10 protein-coding genes are annotated in these 16,407 nt (G+C 75.7%); 5 read left to right on the top strand and 5 right to left on the bottom strand.

Features of this window, described 5'->3' with window-relative positions; translation table 11 throughout:
* The 3 genes from CBZ_RS20985 to CBZ_RS14145 all read left to right on the top strand — a co-directional run.
* On the top strand, nt 1–3,253 hold a 3,253-nt coding region (locus tag CBZ_RS20985; RefSeq protein ID WP_165446784.1), incomplete at its 5' end, for a DUF4112 domain-containing protein.
* Nucleotides 3,250–3,753 carry a hypothetical protein gene (locus tag CBZ_RS14150; protein ID WP_130782161.1) on the top strand — a complete coding sequence of 168 codons (504 nt, stop codon included), beginning with the start codon at nt 3,250–3,252 and terminating at the stop codon, nt 3,751–3,753. The genes CBZ_RS20985 and CBZ_RS14150, both read left to right, overlap by 4 nt.
* Before the next feature lie 153 nt (nt 3,754–3,906).
* Complete coding sequence (locus CBZ_RS14145) at nt 3,907–6,924, top strand: glycosyl hydrolase (protein ID WP_130782160.1); 3,018 nt, start codon at nt 3,907–3,909, stop codon at nt 6,922–6,924.
* Between the two features lie 53 nt (nt 6,925–6,977).
* On the opposite strand, the gene CBZ_RS14140 is transcribed toward CBZ_RS14145, so the two are convergent.
* The 5 genes from CBZ_RS14140 to CBZ_RS14120 form a co-directional block, all read right to left on the bottom strand.
* Nucleotides 6,978–8,522 carry a DUF7059 domain-containing protein gene (locus tag CBZ_RS14140; RefSeq protein ID WP_130782159.1) on the bottom strand — a complete coding sequence of 515 codons (1,545 nt, stop codon included), beginning with the start codon at nt 8,520–8,522 and terminating at the stop codon, nt 6,978–6,980.
* Between the two features lie 102 nt (nt 8,523–8,624).
* The gene (locus CBZ_RS14135; protein ID WP_130782158.1) at nt 8,625–9,290 is read right to left on the bottom strand and encodes an endonuclease/exonuclease/phosphatase family protein; all 666 of its coding nucleotides are present in this window, start codon (nt 9,288–9,290) and stop codon (nt 8,625–8,627) included.
* 13 nt (nt 9,291–9,303) lie between these two features.
* Complete coding sequence (locus CBZ_RS14130) at nt 9,304–9,978, bottom strand: ThuA domain-containing protein (RefSeq protein ID WP_130782157.1); 675 nt, start codon at nt 9,976–9,978, stop codon at nt 9,304–9,306.
* Between the two features lie 31 nt (nt 9,979–10,009).
* Entirely contained in the window at nt 10,010–12,196 is a 2,187-nt protein-coding gene (locus CBZ_RS14125; RefSeq protein ID WP_281274887.1) for a DUF2264 domain-containing protein, read from the bottom strand.
* Nucleotides 12,193–13,287, bottom strand: coding sequence for a hydroxyacid dehydrogenase (locus tag CBZ_RS14120; RefSeq protein ID WP_246013400.1), 1,095 nt, complete (start codon nt 13,285–13,287; stop codon nt 12,193–12,195). Before CBZ_RS14120 ends, CBZ_RS14125 begins: the two co-directional genes overlap by 4 nt.
* Nucleotides 13,288–13,433: 146 nt before the next feature.
* Here CBZ_RS14120 and CBZ_RS14115 point away from each other — a divergent pair, with 146 nt between their 5' ends.
* Together CBZ_RS14115 and CBZ_RS14110 are read left to right on the top strand one after the other, a co-directional pair.
* Entirely contained in the window at nt 13,434–15,329 is a 1,896-nt protein-coding gene (locus tag CBZ_RS14115; RefSeq protein WP_130782156.1) for a heparinase II/III domain-containing protein, read from the top strand.
* Nucleotides 15,326–16,407 (top strand): substrate-binding domain-containing protein (locus CBZ_RS14110; RefSeq protein WP_130782155.1); only part of this gene is annotated, 1,082 nt, incomplete at its 3' end. The genes CBZ_RS14115 and CBZ_RS14110, both read left to right, overlap by 4 nt.

The raw sequence follows: 16,407 nt of genomic DNA, 5'->3' as shown, positions 1-16,407 counted from the left end.
GGCGACGGGCGGTGGCGGCGCCCCCGGCGCCCTGGCAGTCGCCGACGCCGCGGTCGCGGCCCGCCTCGGCCCGATCGACGAGCAGCTCACGGCCGCGACGCTCGCGCGCCGGCAGCGCGTCGCGACGGCGGCGTCGGCTCAGGCGCTGGCCGTGGGCGCGCTCGTCGAGCAGCAGGTCGCGGCGCTGGAGGGCGAGTACGACCAGGCCGACACCCGCCTGCGGGACCTGGCGACGCAGACCACGGCCCGCATCCGTCAGGACGAGCGGGACTCGGTCGCGCGGCTCGTGCAGGGCGCGGTCGACGAGTCCGGGCGGGTCGACCGGATCGTCACCGAGCGCCGGACGCAGGTGCTCGGCGTCGCGGCGGAGCGCGGCCAGACGGCGCGCGCGGCGGGCGAGACGGAGGCGGCCAGGGCCGTCGACGGGGCGGAGCAGCGGGCGACGCGGGCGGCGGAGGTCGTCGCGACGGCGCGCGGCACGTACGGCGACAACGAGGGCAGCCGCGACTTCGTCGAGAAGGTCGGCCGCGAGCAGCTGCCGCAGGTGCAGTCGAAGATCCGCCGGTCCGGCACGGAGGCGGCGTCGGGGGCGCGGAGCAAGGCGGCGGAGGCCGCGACGCACGTCGGGTCGGAGGCGCAGGACGTCGCGGCGGAGTTCCGGGGGCTGACGCCCGACGCGCACGGCGCGATCCGGGGCAGCCGCGACGAGGCGGTGCGGGCGGTGCACGAGGCCGCGGACGCCGCGGTGCAGCAGATCACGCAGGCCGTGGCGACGAGCCGCGCGCAGCTCGCCGCCGACCGGCGCTCGAAGGTCGCGGACCTGCGCTCGACGGCCGCCACGGTCCTGCCGGTGCTGTCGGAGCAGGCGGCGGCGGTCGACACGCGGCTCGCGACGGGGCTCGAGCAGAACCGTGCGGAGCTCACGTGGCTCGGCGGGCAGCTCGAGGGGTTCGGCGAGGGCGAGGTCCTCGACCAGGTGGTCGCCGAGGCCGCGGAGCGGACGACGCAGGCCGACGCGCAGCACGAGCAGGCGGTCGTCGAGGTCGAGGGCGCGTTCGGGCAGGTCGGCACGGAGCTCGGGTCGCAGCTCGCGGCGCTGGCCGCGCAGGTCGTCGGCGGGCTCGCGCAGCTCGTGACGACCCTGACGACGACCGCCGACGACCTCGTGGCGGAGACGTCGACGCAGACGACGCACGCGGTCGACGAGGGCACGACGCAGGAGTGCGCGCCGGGCGACGACCTCGACGAGGCGACGGGCGAGGCCGTCGAGGAGGCGACGTCGACGTGGGACGACCAGGTCTCGGAGACGACGAGCGCCCTGACGGACGACGTGACGGGCGTGCTCGGCGAGCAGGACGAGCAGGTCGACGACTTCCGGCAGGAGGTCGACGACGGTGCGCGCGAGGCCCGCGTCGAGGAGTCGGACGGCGGGTGGCTGAGCAGCCTGGGCAGCGCGCTGAGCAGCATCGGCTCGTTCGTGCTCGGGGTGTTCGAGGGCTTCTTCATGGCCATCGGCGACCTGTTCGTCGGTCTGTGGAACCTGGTGACGACGGATCTGGGCTGGATCATCATCGCGGTCGTCGCGGTGGTCATCGGGCTCGCGGTGCTGGCGTTCGGGTGGGCGGCGGTGCTCGTCGCGCTGGCCGTGATCGGGGCCGTCATCGGCCTGTCGATGGCCGCCTACCACGTGTACCTGGCGATCACGCGGCCCGACCTGTCGCCGCGCGAGCGGGGCCGGCTGGTCGGGCGCGCGCTGTTCGACGTGGCGATGGTCGCGCTGAGCATCGCGGAGCTGCGGGCGCTCGGGGCGCTCGCGCAGGTGGGGCGCTTCCGCCAGCTCATGCAGCTGCTCGGCAGCTTCGACGAGGCCCTCACGGCGGTGCGCCTGCTGGGCAGCATCGACCGGGTGCTCGTGGTCGTCGACCGGGTGCAGGACGTCGCGCTCGCGATGCGCCTCATCCGGACGGTGCGCAGCTTCGAGACGATCGTCCGCCTGCTCGACGAGCTGGGCGACGCGGGCCGCATCCTGCAGCTCATCGAGGACGTCGGCAGCGCGGCCCGCCTGCTCACGCTCGTCGACGACCTGGGCGGCGGTGCGCGGTTCACGGCGTACACCGACGCCTTCGGCGGCATCCGGGGCCTGCTCGCCGCGGCGACGGGGGTCGGCGGTGCCCGGAACCTCGTCCGGTTCGCGGGCCAGCTCGGCGACGACGTGCCGCGGCTCGCGCAGCTCGTCCAGGACGTCGGCGGGCCGCAGGCGCTCGCCCGGTACGCGGGCCAGCTCGGCGACGACGCTGCGCGGCTCGCGGCGCTCGTCACCGAGGTCGGCGGCCCGGCGACGTTCCTGCGGTACGTCCAGGCGCTCGGGAACGACGCGAACCGGCTGCGGCTCGTCATCGACCGCGCGGGCGGGATCGCGGACTTCCGGGCGTTCATGGCGCACATCGGCGACGACGTCCTGCGCCTCGAGACGTTCCTCGCCCGTACCGGCAACGACCCCGGGCTGCTCATGGACCTGCTGACGGCACGCGGTGCGATGACGCTCGACGAGTTCGCGGTGTTCCTGGAGCGCGTGGGCGGCGACACCGCCGCGCTCGCCCGGCTGCGGGCGCACCCGACGCTCGACCTACCGCAGATCAGCGAGTGGCTGCGCCTCGCCGGGGCGGGGAACGCAGGGGCTCTCGCGGACCTCGTCGACCTGGCGGTCGCACGGGGCGTCCGGCCCGAACGGGTCCAGCGGCTGCTGAACCTTGCGGCGGGCGACCCGGCCGAGTTCCAGCGGCTCGCGACGGCGCTGCAACGGTTCCCGTTCCCGCACGTGGGTCCGGCGCCCAACGCCCCGGTGCCGGCGTCGATCGCGGCCGGGCGGCACTTCATCGCGGGTGTGCGCGTCACCATGCACCGGATGGCGCACTACCTGGAGCGCCACGTCGACGCGTTCTTCCGGTTCCGGGCGGCGAACATCAAGGAGCTGAACACGCTGTGGCCCCAGGGGACGTCCGAGGCCGACGTCGCGCGCTTCCTCGACGAGGCCCTCGCCATCCTCGACCGCGAGGGGCGTCTCACCGTGGGTAACCTCGCCAGGGAGCTCGAGGTGACGCTGCCGAACGGCATCGAGGCGACGGTCATGATCGACTCGGTCGGGGGGAACTTCAGCGTCGTGTCGTTCTTCCCCCGCGCCGGGCCGGGCGTGGTCACTTTCCTGGAGGCGCACATGCAGGCGTTCCGCTCGCTCATCACGGGGGTCGAATGACGGACGCGCGCTTCCTCATGGGGTTCGAGACCGACCCGGACGCCGACGCGCTGACGTTCGTCGACGGGGCCGAGATCCTCGCCGACCCGACGCGCTTCGCGGACCTGCTCGCCGCCGGCGACGCCGGGTTCGAGCCGGGTGCGGTCGTGGTGTCGTCCGGCGGGGTCACGACGCACGTGGAGGACACCCTGCGCTACCTGGTCCTGGGGCTGTGCCTGCGCGCCGTGCCGTCGCTGGTGCGGGGCGAGGAGTTCGTCTACCGGTTCTTCGACGGGTCGGCTCCGGACCTGCGACTCACGCCGGACGGCGGCGACGTGGTCCTGTCAGGGCCCACGGTGGCGTCGTTGACGGCGCCGCGCCTCGAGCTCGCGCGCAGCCTGCACGCGTGCGGGGTGGCGTACCTGCGCTTCCTGGCAGCGCTCGCCGAGGGGGAGGCCGACGCCCCCGCGCTCGTCGCGGCGGAGGCCGAGGCGCGGGCGGCGCTCGACGCCGCTTCCTGACGCCGCGCGACACGGCGGGTCCGAAACGTTTGGGGCGGATCGTCGTGGTCTCGCCCCCTATCGGCACCGAAACTTAGTTTGGTAACTTGACGAACTCTGCCCGTGTCTGCCCGGATCCTGCCGGACCGAGGTCGGACCGACCCAGGAGGTTCAATGACGAACCGCAGCCTTCCGCGCAGCGCGCGCGGACGGTCGGCGGCCCGAGCGCTCGCCGCGACCGCCACCGCGCTCGCCGTGGCCGCGCTCGGCGCGCTCCCCGCCCAGTCAGCAGCCCACGTGCCCGCGGCACCCGCCGACGAGACCGTGCACGTCGTCGACCCCGACGCCACCGCCGAGACCCGGTCCCTGTTCTCCTACCTCGACGACGTGCGCGGCGACGGCATCCTCTTCGGCCACCAGCACACGACGTCCTTCGGCCTCACGACCGGCCCCACCGACGGCACGACGTCCGACGTCAAGAACGTCACCGGCGACTTCCCCGCCGTCTTCGGCTGGGACACACTCATCATCGAGGGCAACGAGCGCCCCGGCCTCGCGGAGAACACGCGCGACCAGAACATCGCGCTGTTCGCCGACTACATCGCGAAGGCCGACGCGATCGGCGGCATCAACACCGTCAGCGCGCACGTCGAGAACTTCGTCACCGGCGGCTCGTTCTACGACACCTCGGGCGACACCCTGCGGGCCGTCCTCCCCGGCGGCTCGCACCACGCCGACCTCGTCGCCTACCTCGACGACATCGCCGAGCTCGCCGACCAGTCGCGCGACGCCGAGGGCAACCTCATCCCGATCATCTTCCGACCGTGGCACGAGAACGCCGGGTCCTGGTTCTGGTGGGGCGCCGCGTTCGGGTCGCCCGGCGAGTACCAGGAGCTCTACCGGTTCACCGTCGAGTACCTGCGCGACGTCAAGGGCGTCAGCAACTTCCTCTACGCGTGGGGTCCCGGCGGCGGCTTCGGCGGCAACCGCGACGTCTACCTGCGGACCTACCCCGGCGACGAGTTCGTCGACGTCCTCGGCCTCGACACCTACGACAACACCGCGTCCGACGCGTTCCTCACCGGGCTCGTCGCCGACCTGCGGATGATCGCCGAGATCGCCGACGAGAAGGGCAAGATCTCCGCGTTCACCGAGTTCGGGGTGTCCGGCGGCGTCGGCACCAACGGCTCGTCGCCCGCGCAGTGGTTCACCAAGGTCCTCGCCGCGATCAAGGCCGACCCCGTCGCCAGCCGCAACGCGTACATGGAGACGTGGGCCAACTTCGACGCCGGCCAGCACTTCGTGCCCGTGCCCGGCGACGCGCTCCTGGAGGACTTCCAGGCGTTCGCCGCGGACCCGTTCACGCTGTTCGCGTCCGAGGTCACCGGCGCGTTCGACCGCACCGTCACCGCCGCGCCCGCGCAGCCCGTCGTGCACATCGCGTCCCCGGCCGACGGCGCGCGCGTCGCGTCGTCCCCGTCGACCGTCCGCGTCCGCGTCGGCAGCACCGAGGCCACCGCGGTGAGCGTCGAGGTCGCCAAGGGCTCGACCGTCGTCGAGTCGCTCGACCTCGCGTACGACGGCTCCCTGTGGTGGACGGCCCCCTGGTCGCCCACCGCGGCCCAGCTCGACAACAGCACCTACACCGTCACCGCGACCGCGACGACGGCCGACGGCACGCTCGTCGACACCAACGAGGTCGTCCTCGGCCCCAAGCCCGTGTTCGCCGCGGGCGTCGTCGACGACTTCGAGGGCTACGGCGACGACACCGCGCTGCGCGCCGAGTACGTCACGTACGGCGCGAACACGATCTCCCTGGAGACCGGCTCGGTCGGCGGCGGCGACAAGGCCCTGCGGCTCGACTACGACTTCGCGACCCAGACGTACACGGGCCTCGGCAAGCAGCTCAGCGGCGACTGGTCCGACTTCAACGAGCTCGCGATCTGGGTCGACCCCGACGGCTCGGACAACAAGATGGTGCTCCAGCTCAACGCCGGCGGCGTCGCCTACGAGGCGTACCCGTCGCTCGCGGGCGACGAGCCGCAGCTCGTGACCGTCCCGTTCGTCGACTGGCGCCCGGCACCGTGGGACACGTCCCACGCCGACCGCCGCATCTCCGACGACGACCTGCGGGCGCTGACGTCGTTCAACATCTACGTCAACAGCGTCGAGGGCGGCGCGGCCTCCGGCTCGATCGTCGTCGACGACATCGCCGCACGGCCCGGCGTCGAGCCGCCGCCCGTCTTCTCCGACGTCCCCAAGGGCCACCCCTACGAGACCGAGATCCTGTGGCTGCACGCCCAGGGCCTCGCCGACGGCTACCCGGACGGCACGTTCAAGCCGACGAAGCACGTCAAGCGGCAGGACGTCGCGCAGCTCCTGTACGACTACGAGGACGCGTCGTTCACCCCGCCGGTCAAGCCGTCGTTCCTCGACGTCCGCAAGACGAGCGCGGCCTACACGGCGATCGAGTGGCTCGTCGCCGAGGGGCTCGTCGACGACGGCGTGCTGTTCCTGCCGAACGCGCCGCTCGACCGGTCGTCCGCCGCCGAGCTCCTGTGGCGGCTCGCCGGCTCGCCCGAGCCCGAGGGCACCGAGGCGTTCCGGGACGTGCCGACGTGGCACCCGTTCCGGACCGCGATCACGTGGGCCACGGAGGTCGGCGTCGTCGAGCCGCAGTCGCCGTACACGTACGGCGTGCTCAAGCCCGTGCAGCGCCAGGAGCTCGCCCGGTACCTCTACCGGTTCGACGCCCTCCCGTCGCCGCTCGAGCCCGTCGTGCTGTCCGACTTCGCGGACGGCGCGCAGGGCTGGGGCCCGCTCGACAACGGACCCGGCTCCGCGACCGCGTCGAACGGCACGCTCACCATCGAGGCGGTCGCGGGCGACGGCGGGTGGTTCTCCTTCACGCCGTCGGTCGCCGACTGGACCGGCCGGACGCAGCTCGCGTTCGACGTCGTGTCCACGACCGGATTCGACACCAAGGCGGCCCTGCAGGTCGGGTCGTCGTGGCAGTGGTGCGAGACCGCCCAGGTCGGCTGGGTCCAGGAGCCGCGCACGGGCGACACCCCGCTCGTCGTGGACCTGGCCACCCTGAGCGCCGAGTGCGGCGCGCAGCTCGCCGACGTCAAGCGCGTGAACCTGTACTTCAACGGGGGCACGCACGTGATCGACGACGTCGAGCTCCGCTGACGTCCTGATGCCCGACGGGGCCGGCCGCCACCTGGCGACCGGCCCCGTCGCCGTCACGACGTCGTCAGGAGGCCGTCGGTCAGGAGGCCGCGGGCCGACGGGAGGACGTCGGCCGCGACCGCGTCGGCCTCGACCTCCAGGAGCGCGCCCAGGGCGCCGATGATCTGGCCCGCCGTGAGGTCGCCGTCGCACGCGCCGACGAAGCCTGCGAGCGCCGTCCCCACCTGCACCGTGCGGCCGAACCCGCCGCCCTGCCGCAGCAGCACGACCTGCGGGTCGACGTCGCCGGGCGTGAGGTAGCGCTCCTCGGTGACGTCCGGGGCGACGACGAGCCGCTGCGCCGCGAGCTCCTCGTCGGACCAGCCGGCGAGCCGGTCGTGCGCGGCGAGGGCCGCGTCGATCACCGGACCGAGCGGCTGGGCGACGCTGCCCGTGACCTCCTCCAGGCGACGCAGCCGCGGGCCCGCGTCGTCGAGCGGGCGGCGCAGCGTGACGATCCCGAAGCCGACCGCCTCGACGTCCCGGCTCGCGAAGTCGTCCAGCCACGCGCCGTACCGCCGCGCCCACGCATCGCGGTCCCGGTCGGGGGTCGTGCCGCCGTCACGGATCCACGTCTCGGCGTACTCGGCGGGGTCCTGGAGCTCGCGCTGCACGACCCACGCGTCGAGGCCGGACGCGTCGACCCACGACCCGATGCGCTCGTCCCACGACTCGCCGCGCCGCACCTCCCAGTTGCCGAGCAGCTGCGCGACGCCGCCCGGCTCGAGCACGGACCCGACGCCCTCGACGAGCTCGCGCACGATCGCGTCGCCCGCCCGGCCGCCGTCGCGGTACTCGTACGCGGGGACGTCGGCGTCGCGCGGTGTGATGACGAACGGCGGGTTGCTCACCACGAGGTCGAACCGCTCCCCCGCGACGGGCTCCAGCATCGACCCGGACCGCAGCGTGACCTGGTCGCCAACGCCCGCCAGAGCCGCGTTGAGCCGGGCGAACGCGAGCGCACGCGCCGAGATGTCGGTCCCGACGACCGCGTCCGCGTGCCGGGTCGCGTGCAGCGCCTGGATGCCGCAGCCGGTGCCGAGGTCGAGCACGCGGCGGCGCGGCGACCGGACCGTGACCTGCGCGAGCGTCGTCGACGCGCCGCCCACGCCGAGCACGTGGTCGGTGCGCAGCGCGGTCCCCGTCGCGAGCTCGCCGAGGTCGGAAGCGATCCACCAGTCGACCTCGCCGCCGCCGTCGACCGCGGTGTACGGGCGCAGGTCGACCAGGGGGCGCACCTCGTCGTCGGGCGACGACCCCGCGGCCTCGACCAGGCCGAGCGCCGCCGCGCCGTCCGTGCCCAGCGTCGGCAGGGCGGCGTCGAGCACGCGACGCGGGGCGCGGCGCCCGAGCAGCAGGACGCGCACGAGCGTCGCCACCGGGTCGCTGGACGCTGCCGTGGCCCGCAGCGCCGGCACGGGCTCCTCGCGGTGCAGCGCCGCCGCGGCCACCGGCCCGAGCAGCCGCTCGACCGCCGCGACCGTGAAGTCGGCGGCGGTGAGGTCGGCGCGCAGGGCGTCGAGCAGGGGCAGGTCGGTGCGGGGGACGGCGACGCTCATGCACCGATTGTCGCGGGAGCAGGCAGGACGCGCCGACACGGCGGACGGTCGCGGGGGCGTCACGCGGACTCGGTCCGCCGACGCGCACCCGGGCCCTCGGCGTCAGGGCCGGGCGGCTTCGACCTCGACGACCAGCGGACGGTGGTCGCTCGCCCGCTCGACGGTCTCGTCGGCACGGACCGTCGCGGACCGCGCCCGCAGGCCGGGGCCGAGCATGACCGCGTCGATGCGGTGCTTCGCGTCGACCGCCGGGTACGTGGGCGGGCCGTCGGGGTCGGCGTCGGTGAGGTCCTGGAGGATCCGGTCCCACGTCGCGCCGCCGGGCCGCTCGTTGAGGTCGCCGAGCAGGACGTGCGGGGGCGGCGCCGCCGCGAGGTGCCGCAGCAGCATCTCCAGGTGCGCGGCGCGCTCGTCACGCACGAGCGACAGGTGCACGCACAGCACGGCGACCCCGTCCACGCGGGCCATCGACGCCCCCCGCCGGGTCGTGCCCGGGCGCCACGGCAGACGCACCGCGTGCGCACCGGTGACCCGGCGGCCCGGGGCGACGAGCAGGGCCGTCGTCCGGGACCCGCGCCCGCCGACCGCGACCCTCAGGCCGGTCACGTGCGCGAGCCGGCGCAGCCGCCACCGGCCGAGCAGGCCCCGCGGCGGCTCCTGCACGCCGAGGACGTCCGGCTGTGCCTCCCGCACCACGGTGGCGACCGCGTCGCGGTCGACCTTCAGGCCCTTGACGTTGTAGGTCATGAGGCGCAGCCCACGGGTCATGCCGGACAGGTCATCACGTCCCGAGCAGCCACGCCACCCCTCGACGCAGCAGGTCCTGCCGGGACGGCGAGGCGTACGAGCGGACGTCGTGCCCGAGCGCGTCGTACAGGACCCGGCCCGGCCCCGGTGCGACCCAGACCACCGGGTGTGCGACGGAGGTCCCGTCGGCATGCTCGACGTCCGCGACGACGAGCACCCGCGACCCGCCCGCCACGACCAGGTCGGCGTACCGCTCGTCCGTCGCCGTGACCGTCGAGAGCCCGGACGTCACCGGGTGGCCGTCGTCGACGACCCGGAACGTCGCGTCGCCCAGTGGCGGGTGCCACGACGCCCCCTCGACCCAGCACCCGCCCAGCGCGGTCGCCCAGCGCGGGTCGTCGCCGAACGTGTTCGCCGCCTGGTGCACGCCGAGGACCGGCACGCCCCCGTCGACGAGCGCCGCCCGCCGGTCGTGGAAGCTACGCCACGCCCCTGCGTCGCCGTCGAGCGGACCGCGGCCGCTGTTGACGACCAGCAGGTCGACGTCCGCCGGGCCGACGTCGTCGAGCGCGTCGGGGAACGTGCTGCGCAGCGTCACGTCGTGGCCGTCGGCCCGCAGCAGGGTCGCGACCGCGTCCGACGTCGCCGCGTGGTCGTGCCACGGGTCGCCGTACCGGTCCCGTCCCACGAGCACCAGCACCCGGGTCATCGCGGTCCTCCCGTCCGGCGCGTCTGGCCGCTCACAGGTCGTGGGTGGTGGTCGCACCGTCCGGCCAGGTGACCGTCAGCCGGTCGCCGTCCAGCACGGCGTGCGGCGGACTGGCGTCACGGTCGGCCCCGGGCTGCGGTCCGGTCGGGCTGCCGTGCAGGCCCACCGCGACGACCCACCAGACGCCCGGCTCGACCGGGGCGGTCAGCCACGGGACGCACGCGACGGCTCCGAGCGGGCTCGCGTCGGTCGCGGCGTGCACGCCGCTGCGCGCACCCTCGTCGTCAGGGCCGCCCGGACGTCCCGCGGCGACCGGGCCGAGCGGGCTGACCGCGACGAGCTCCGTCAGGGTGCTCGTCGCGCCACCCGCGCGGACGACGACCGAGCGCGCTCCGTCGTCCGACGTCGTCGCGTCGCCCGTCAGCGCCCACCCGCCGCAGCGGACGGCCGTGACGGGCCGCTCGCCGGACAGGCTCTCGACCTGGACCGCCCGGACCTCCCACGCGCCGCGCACCAACGAGACCGTCCGCACCGACCCCGCGGGCACGCTCGTGCCGCCCAGGCCGGAGCCGTGCGCCTCGGCCGACGGCTCGGCGTCGAGCCAGTGCACCGCGGCGCGCGACGCGGCGGTGCCGACCCGGGCGGGCCCGCCGTCGCCGTCCGTGCGCGACGCGCCCTGCTCCCCGCCACCCCCAGCGCCGTCGCCCGTGCCGGCGCCCCCACCGACACCGACACCGACACCGACACCGACACCGAGCAGCGTCATCCCCGTCCGGTGCGTGGCCCGTCCGTCGGCGTCGAGCAGCACGACGGCCTGGTCGACGGGCGAGCGCCACGCGGCGTCGTCGAGCAGCGGCGCGGTCGCGGTCGAGTAGCCGAACCGCGCGTACAGCGGCGAGTCGCCGGTGTCCGCGCCCTCGTCGGCGTGGTCGGTGCCGTGGTTGACGACCCGGACGACGCCGTCGGCGCGTGTCCCGGAGACGATCCAGCCGGGTGCGGCGACGGCGACGAGGTCGTCGCCCTGCTCGACGGGCAGCGGCTCCTCGGGCGCGGTCCACACGGGGTGGTCGGCGGGCAGCGCGAGGCCGAGCATCCCCTTGGACGCCCAGTACGGGGACCCGGTGCCGGAGTAGCGCTGCGCGATCGGCCGCCACGGGCCGTGCCAGCCGAGGGTGAGGAGCCCGTCGTCGTCGGGGGCGCCGTGCTCGACGAAGTGCCCGACGACCGACGACGCCGCGCGACGCAGCCGCCCGGGCGAGGTGCTCGGCACGCCCGCGAGGGCGCCGGCCCAGAACGGTGCCGCGGCGGCGAACCGGTAGGTGAGGCTGCGGCCCTGCACGAGGGGTCCGCCGTCGGCGCCGACGAGCCGGACCGCGTCGAGCAGGAACCGGTCGAGGCGTGCGACGTCGCCCTCCCGCCGGTCGGCCGCGAGGTCGGCGGCGCCCTGCATGCGCGACCAGAGCACCGGGTAGAGGTGCATCGCCCAGCCGACGTAGTGGTCGTACGCGCGGCCCGCGCCGTCGGAGTACCAGCCGTCGCCGCGGTAGAAGGAGTCGTGCAGCGCGAGGTCCTGCTCGACGTCGTCGCGGGACCACGGGCCGCCGACGGACCGCAGGAACGTCTCGACGACGACGCGGAACCACAGCCAGTTGGTGCGCGGGTAGCCGGGGTCGCCGACGACGGGCGCGAGGTACTCGACGACCCGCTGCTGGACGGCGTCGTCGAGCCGGTCCCAGATCCAGGGGCGCGTGAGGTCGAGGATGAGCGCGAGCGACGCGGCCTCGACCTTCGCCTGCCCGTGCTCCTCGGGGCGCACCCACCGTTCGGGCGACGACGGGTCGGTGCCGGCGGCGAGCCCGGCGGCGTACCGCTCCGCGAGGCCGAGGGGGTCGCGGCCGTCCTCGCCGGCGAGCCGGAACCCGGCGAGCAGGAACGTCCGGGCGAACCCTTCGAGGCCGTCGACGGCGGTGCCGTACCCGCCCGGTGCGCCGGGCAGCGTGACGAGCGCGCCGGTCGGCGAGGCGTAGGGGCGGACCGCGGTGAGCATGGCGTCGGCGAGGTCGGCCCAGTCCTGCCGGGTCCGGACGACGGACGGCGCCGGGTCGGCGGCACGGTCGGCCGCGCGGTCGGCGACGCGGCGGGCGGCCCGTCCGACGGCGGGCCGAGCGGCGGCCCCGAGCGTGCCGTCGGTGCCGGGGCGGGTGGTGGTGCCGGTCACGCGATGACCTCCAGGTGCGCGCGGGTGACGGGGGCGAGCGGGGCGAGGCCGAGCGCGTACCGCTCGAGCTCGTCGAGGGCCGCGTCGCTCATGCGCCGGGTCTCCGACCCGAGCGAGCCCGCGACGTGCGGGGTGAGCATGACGTTCGGCAGGTCGTGCAGGACGGACCCGGGCGGCAGGGGCTCGGGGTCGGTGACGTCGAGGACGGCGTCGATCCGGCCGCTCGCGCACTCGGCCTCGAGGGCCGCGGTGTCGACGAGCGCCCCGCGCGCGGTGTTGACGAGGGTCGCGCCGTCGCGCAGGAGCGCGAGCTCGGCGGCGCCGATCATCCGGTACGTCGCGGGCAGCGACGGGGCGTGCAGGGAGACGACGTCGCTGCGGCGCAGCAGCTCGGGCAGGTCGACGAGCTCGGCACCGGCGGCGGCGACCTCGGCGGGGTCGGCGACGGGGTCGACGACGAGGACGGCGTCGTTCTCCAGGACCCGGAGCAGCTCGACGACGCGCCGCCCGATGCGGGAGAACCCGACGACCCCGATGGTGCGGCCGCGGTTGGTGAGCTCGCGGTGGCCGACCTGCTGCCCGAACGACCAGCCGTCGCGGCGGGTGCGGGCGGTCGCGGCGAACCAGGGGGCGCGCTTGCCCGCGAGGACGATCGCGGCGAGCGTGAACTCGGCGACGGGGCGGGCGTTCTCCTCGGCGGCGGACGTGACGAGCAGCCCGCGGTCCCACACGGCGTCGGTGACGAGCCCGCGGACGGACCCGGCGGCGTGCAGGACGGCACGCAGGTGCGGTGCGGCGTCGAGCACCTCGGCGGTGAGGGCGGGCGCGCCCCACGACGTGACGAGGACCTCGACGTCGGCGAGCCGCTCCCGTGCCTCGGGGGTCGCGAGGTCCTGCACGCACAGCGGGCTGCCGACGCGGGCGAGCCGCTGGAGGCGCGCCTGCTGCGGGCCGGGGAACAGGAGCGCGAACGTACCGGGGTCCATGACGAGCAGCGCGTGCGGGCGTCGGGGCTCGCCGCCGTCCGCCGCGGTGGCCACGGCCGGGACGCTCGTGCCGTCCTGGTCGCTCGGGTCGGTCAGGTGCACCACGCGGTTCCTTCCGGGTCGGCCCCGGCGCACGGTCGTCGTCGACCGGCCGTGTGGCTGCGATCGATCACATCCGCTGTGTTCGTTCCTGTCAAGCCAAACGAGCGATACGATCAGGTTCGATCATCGACGATCGACGAGGAGCACGGATGACGTCGCTGCACGACCTGTGGGCCGGCGCCACGACGCCCGACGTCGTCGCGCCTCTCCTCACGGCAGGCACCACCCTGCCCATCCCGCCTGCCACCGACCGGCCCCGCTGGACGGTGATCGCCGACCGCCTCCCCGCCGACCTGCGCGCGACCGCCGACGCCGAGCGCGGCACCCCCTGGCCGCAGCCGCTCGCCTCCGGCTACGCCCGCGTGTGGCGCGACGGCGACCGCGCCGCCCACGAGGCCGTCGTCTTCGCGCGCCAGCGGCGGCTCGCCCGCGCGGTCCTGCTCGCCGCCGCGACCACCGACGACCCGTGGCTCGACGAGGTCGTCGACGGCGTGACGCTGCTGTGCGAGCAGAGCTCGTGGTGCTGGCCCGCGCACGACGACGTGCACCGCCGCACGGGCGACGTCGTGCCGGACGTCGACGACCCGGTCCTCGACCTCGGCGCGGGCGAGGTCGCCGGTCTGCTCGCCTGGACCGACCACGTCCTCGGCGCCCTGCTCGACGCGCGCGCCCCGGGGCTGCGCCGCCGCGTCCGGCGCGAGGTGCGGGCCCGCGTGCTCGACCCGTTCCGGCAGCGTCGCGACTGGTCGTGGCTGCGGCCGCCGCTGAGCAACTGGACGGCGTGGATCCACGCGAACGTCCTCGCCGCCGCACTGGCGCTGCTCGACGGCCCGGACGACGCCGCCGAGCGTGCGCAGGTCGTCGCGCTGGTCGCCGGGGGCGTCGACGACTACCTCGCGTCCCTGCCCGCCGACGGTGCGATCGACGAGGGCCACGGCTACTGGTGGGCCGGCGCGTGCCGCGCGCTCGAGGCCCTCACGCTGCTCGACCACGCGACCGGCGGGACGCTCGACGCGTCCGCGCTACCGATCGTGCGGGCGCTCGTCGACTACCCGCACCGCATGCAGCTCGGCCCGGACCGGTACCTCGCGGTGGCCGACGGCAGCGCGACCGCCCCCGTCGCAGCCCCGTGGCACGTGCTGCACGACTGGGCGCGACGCACCGGGGCCCCCGACGCCGCCCGGCACGCGGAGGCGTCCCGGCCCGACGCGCTGGTGGTCGACGAGATGGGGCAGCTCGGCCGCCTGGTCGGCGCGCTCGCGCACGACTGGCCCGAGCACCGCCCGGGTCCCCCGCTGGTCGCCGACGTGTGGCTGCCCAGCACGCAGGTCGCGGTCGCCCGCCCGGCGGCCGGGACGCCCCGCGGCCTGACGCTCGCCGTCAAGGGCGGGCACAACGACGAGCACCACAACCACTGCGACGTCGGCGCGGTCGTCGTCGCGGCGGACGGCGTGCCGGTCGTCGTCGACCCCGGTCGCCCGACCTACACCGCGCAGACGTTCGGCCCCGACCGGTACGACATCTGGACGATGCGCAGCGCGTGGCACTCCGTGCCGACCGTCCGCGGCCACGAGCAGCCGCCCGGCCGCCGGTTCGCCGCACGCGACGTCGGGCACGCGGTCGACGCCGAGGGCACGACCGTCCGCCTCGACCTCGCGGGTGCGTACCCCGACGGCGTCGTCGAGCGGTGGACCCGGACGGCCCGCCTGGACCGGACGAGCGTGCGCGTGACGGTCGACGACCACTGGACGCTGCCCGCCGACACCCCGACGGCATCAACGGCACCGACCGTCGTGCACTACGTCCTCGCCGGGACGGTGACGCCGGACGGCCCCGGCCGCGTGCTCGTGCAGCCCCTCGACGGCGCCCCCAGGACCCTGCTGACCTGGGACGCGACCTGCGCGACGGGCGCGCTGACGGTCCGCGACCTCGACGACCCGATGCTGACCCAGGTCTGGGGAGACCGCCTCACCCGCCTCGACCTGACCGTCGACGACCACGACGGCCACGGACGCCTGACCCTGACCGTGGAGGTCCTCGCATGACGCAGCCGCTCGCGGACGCCCGGCGGGACCGGATCGTCGAGATCCTGCGCCGCGAGGGCACGGTGCGCGTCACCGACCTGGCGGCCCGGCTCGACGTCACGCCCGTGACGGCTCGTCGCGACGTCGCGCTCCTCGCGGACGAGGGCGTCGTGCGGCGCGTGCACGGCGGGGCGGCGCTCGCCGACCCGGCCGACGCGCTCCCCGGCCCGGCCGGGGACACGGGTCCGCGCACGACCCCGCCGAGCACCGGGCTGCGGCTCGGCATCGTCGTCCCGTCGCTCGACTACTACTGGCCGGGCGTCCTGCACGGCGTCCGCGAGGCGGCCGACGACGTCGGCGCCCGCGTCGTGCTGCGCGGCTCGTCGTACGACGCCGCCGACGACGACCGCCAGCTCACGTGGCTCGTGGAGCACGGCGCGGTCGACGGCCTGCTGCTGGCCCCGGACCTGCGCCCGCCCGGCGGCGACGCGCTGCTCGCACGCCTCGCGACCCTCGACCTCCCCGTCGTGCTCGTCGAGCGCACCGCCACGACCGGCACGCCGCGCGAGTCCGTCGTGTCCGACCACGCCCTGGGCGCGGGGACCGCCGTCCACCACCTGGCCGCGCTCGGGCACGCCCGGGTGGGGCTGCTCGCCAGCCCGACGAGCCCGACGACGCCGCACGTGCGCCGCGGCTGGCGGGCGGCGTGCGCGGACCTCGGGCTGCCGCTCGACGGCACGCCGGACGTGGCGGCGGTCCCCTACCGCGACCCGCGCTGGCGGGAGTCGGCCGACGCGTTCCTCGACGCGTGCCAGGCGACCGGGACGACCGCGGTGCTGGTCCACTCCGACCCGGAGGCGATCTCGCTGGTCGAGCGCTGCCAGGAGCGCGGCCTGCGCGTGCCGGGCGACCTGTCGGTCGTCGCGTACGACGACGAGGTCGCGGGCCTCGCGTCACCGGCGCTCACGGCCGTCCGGCCCCCGCGGCGCGCGGTCGGCCGGGCCGCGGTCGAGCTGCTCGTCGCCCGGCTGCGGGACCCGGGCCGCCCGGTGCACCGCGTGACCGTCACGCCCGAGCTGCTGGTGCGCGAGTCGACGGC

Origin of the sequence: Cellulomonas biazotea, from assembly GCF_004306155.1 — a bacterium.
GTDB lineage: Bacteria > Actinomycetota > Actinomycetes > Actinomycetales > Cellulomonadaceae > Cellulomonas > Cellulomonas biazotea.
The sequence above is the reverse complement of the archived record's forward strand: the minus strand, read 5'-3'. Positions and strand labels throughout refer to the sequence as shown.

What these genes read in the sequence shown, in the direction of transcription:
- CBZ_RS14150 (WP_130782161.1), top strand. Translation starts at nt 3,250, where the DNA reads ATGACGGACGCGCGCTTCCTCATGGGGTTCGAGACCGACCCGGACGCC.
- CBZ_RS14145 (WP_130782160.1), top strand. Translation starts at nt 3,907, where the DNA reads ATGACGAACCGCAGCCTTCCGCGCAGCGCGCGCGGACGGTCGGCGGCC.
- CBZ_RS14140 (WP_130782159.1), bottom strand. Translation starts at nt 8,522, where the DNA reads ATGAGCGTCGCCGTCCCCCGCACCGACCTGCCCCTGCTCGACGCCCTG.
- CBZ_RS14135 (WP_130782158.1), bottom strand. Translation starts at nt 9,290, where the DNA reads ATGACCCGTGGGCTGCGCCTCATGACCTACAACGTCAAGGGCCTGAAG.
- CBZ_RS14130 (WP_130782157.1), bottom strand. Translation starts at nt 9,978, where the DNA reads ATGACCCGGGTGCTGGTGCTCGTGGGACGGGACCGGTACGGCGACCCG.
- CBZ_RS14115 (WP_130782156.1), top strand. Translation starts at nt 13,434, where the DNA reads ATGACGTCGCTGCACGACCTGTGGGCCGGCGCCACGACGCCCGACGTC.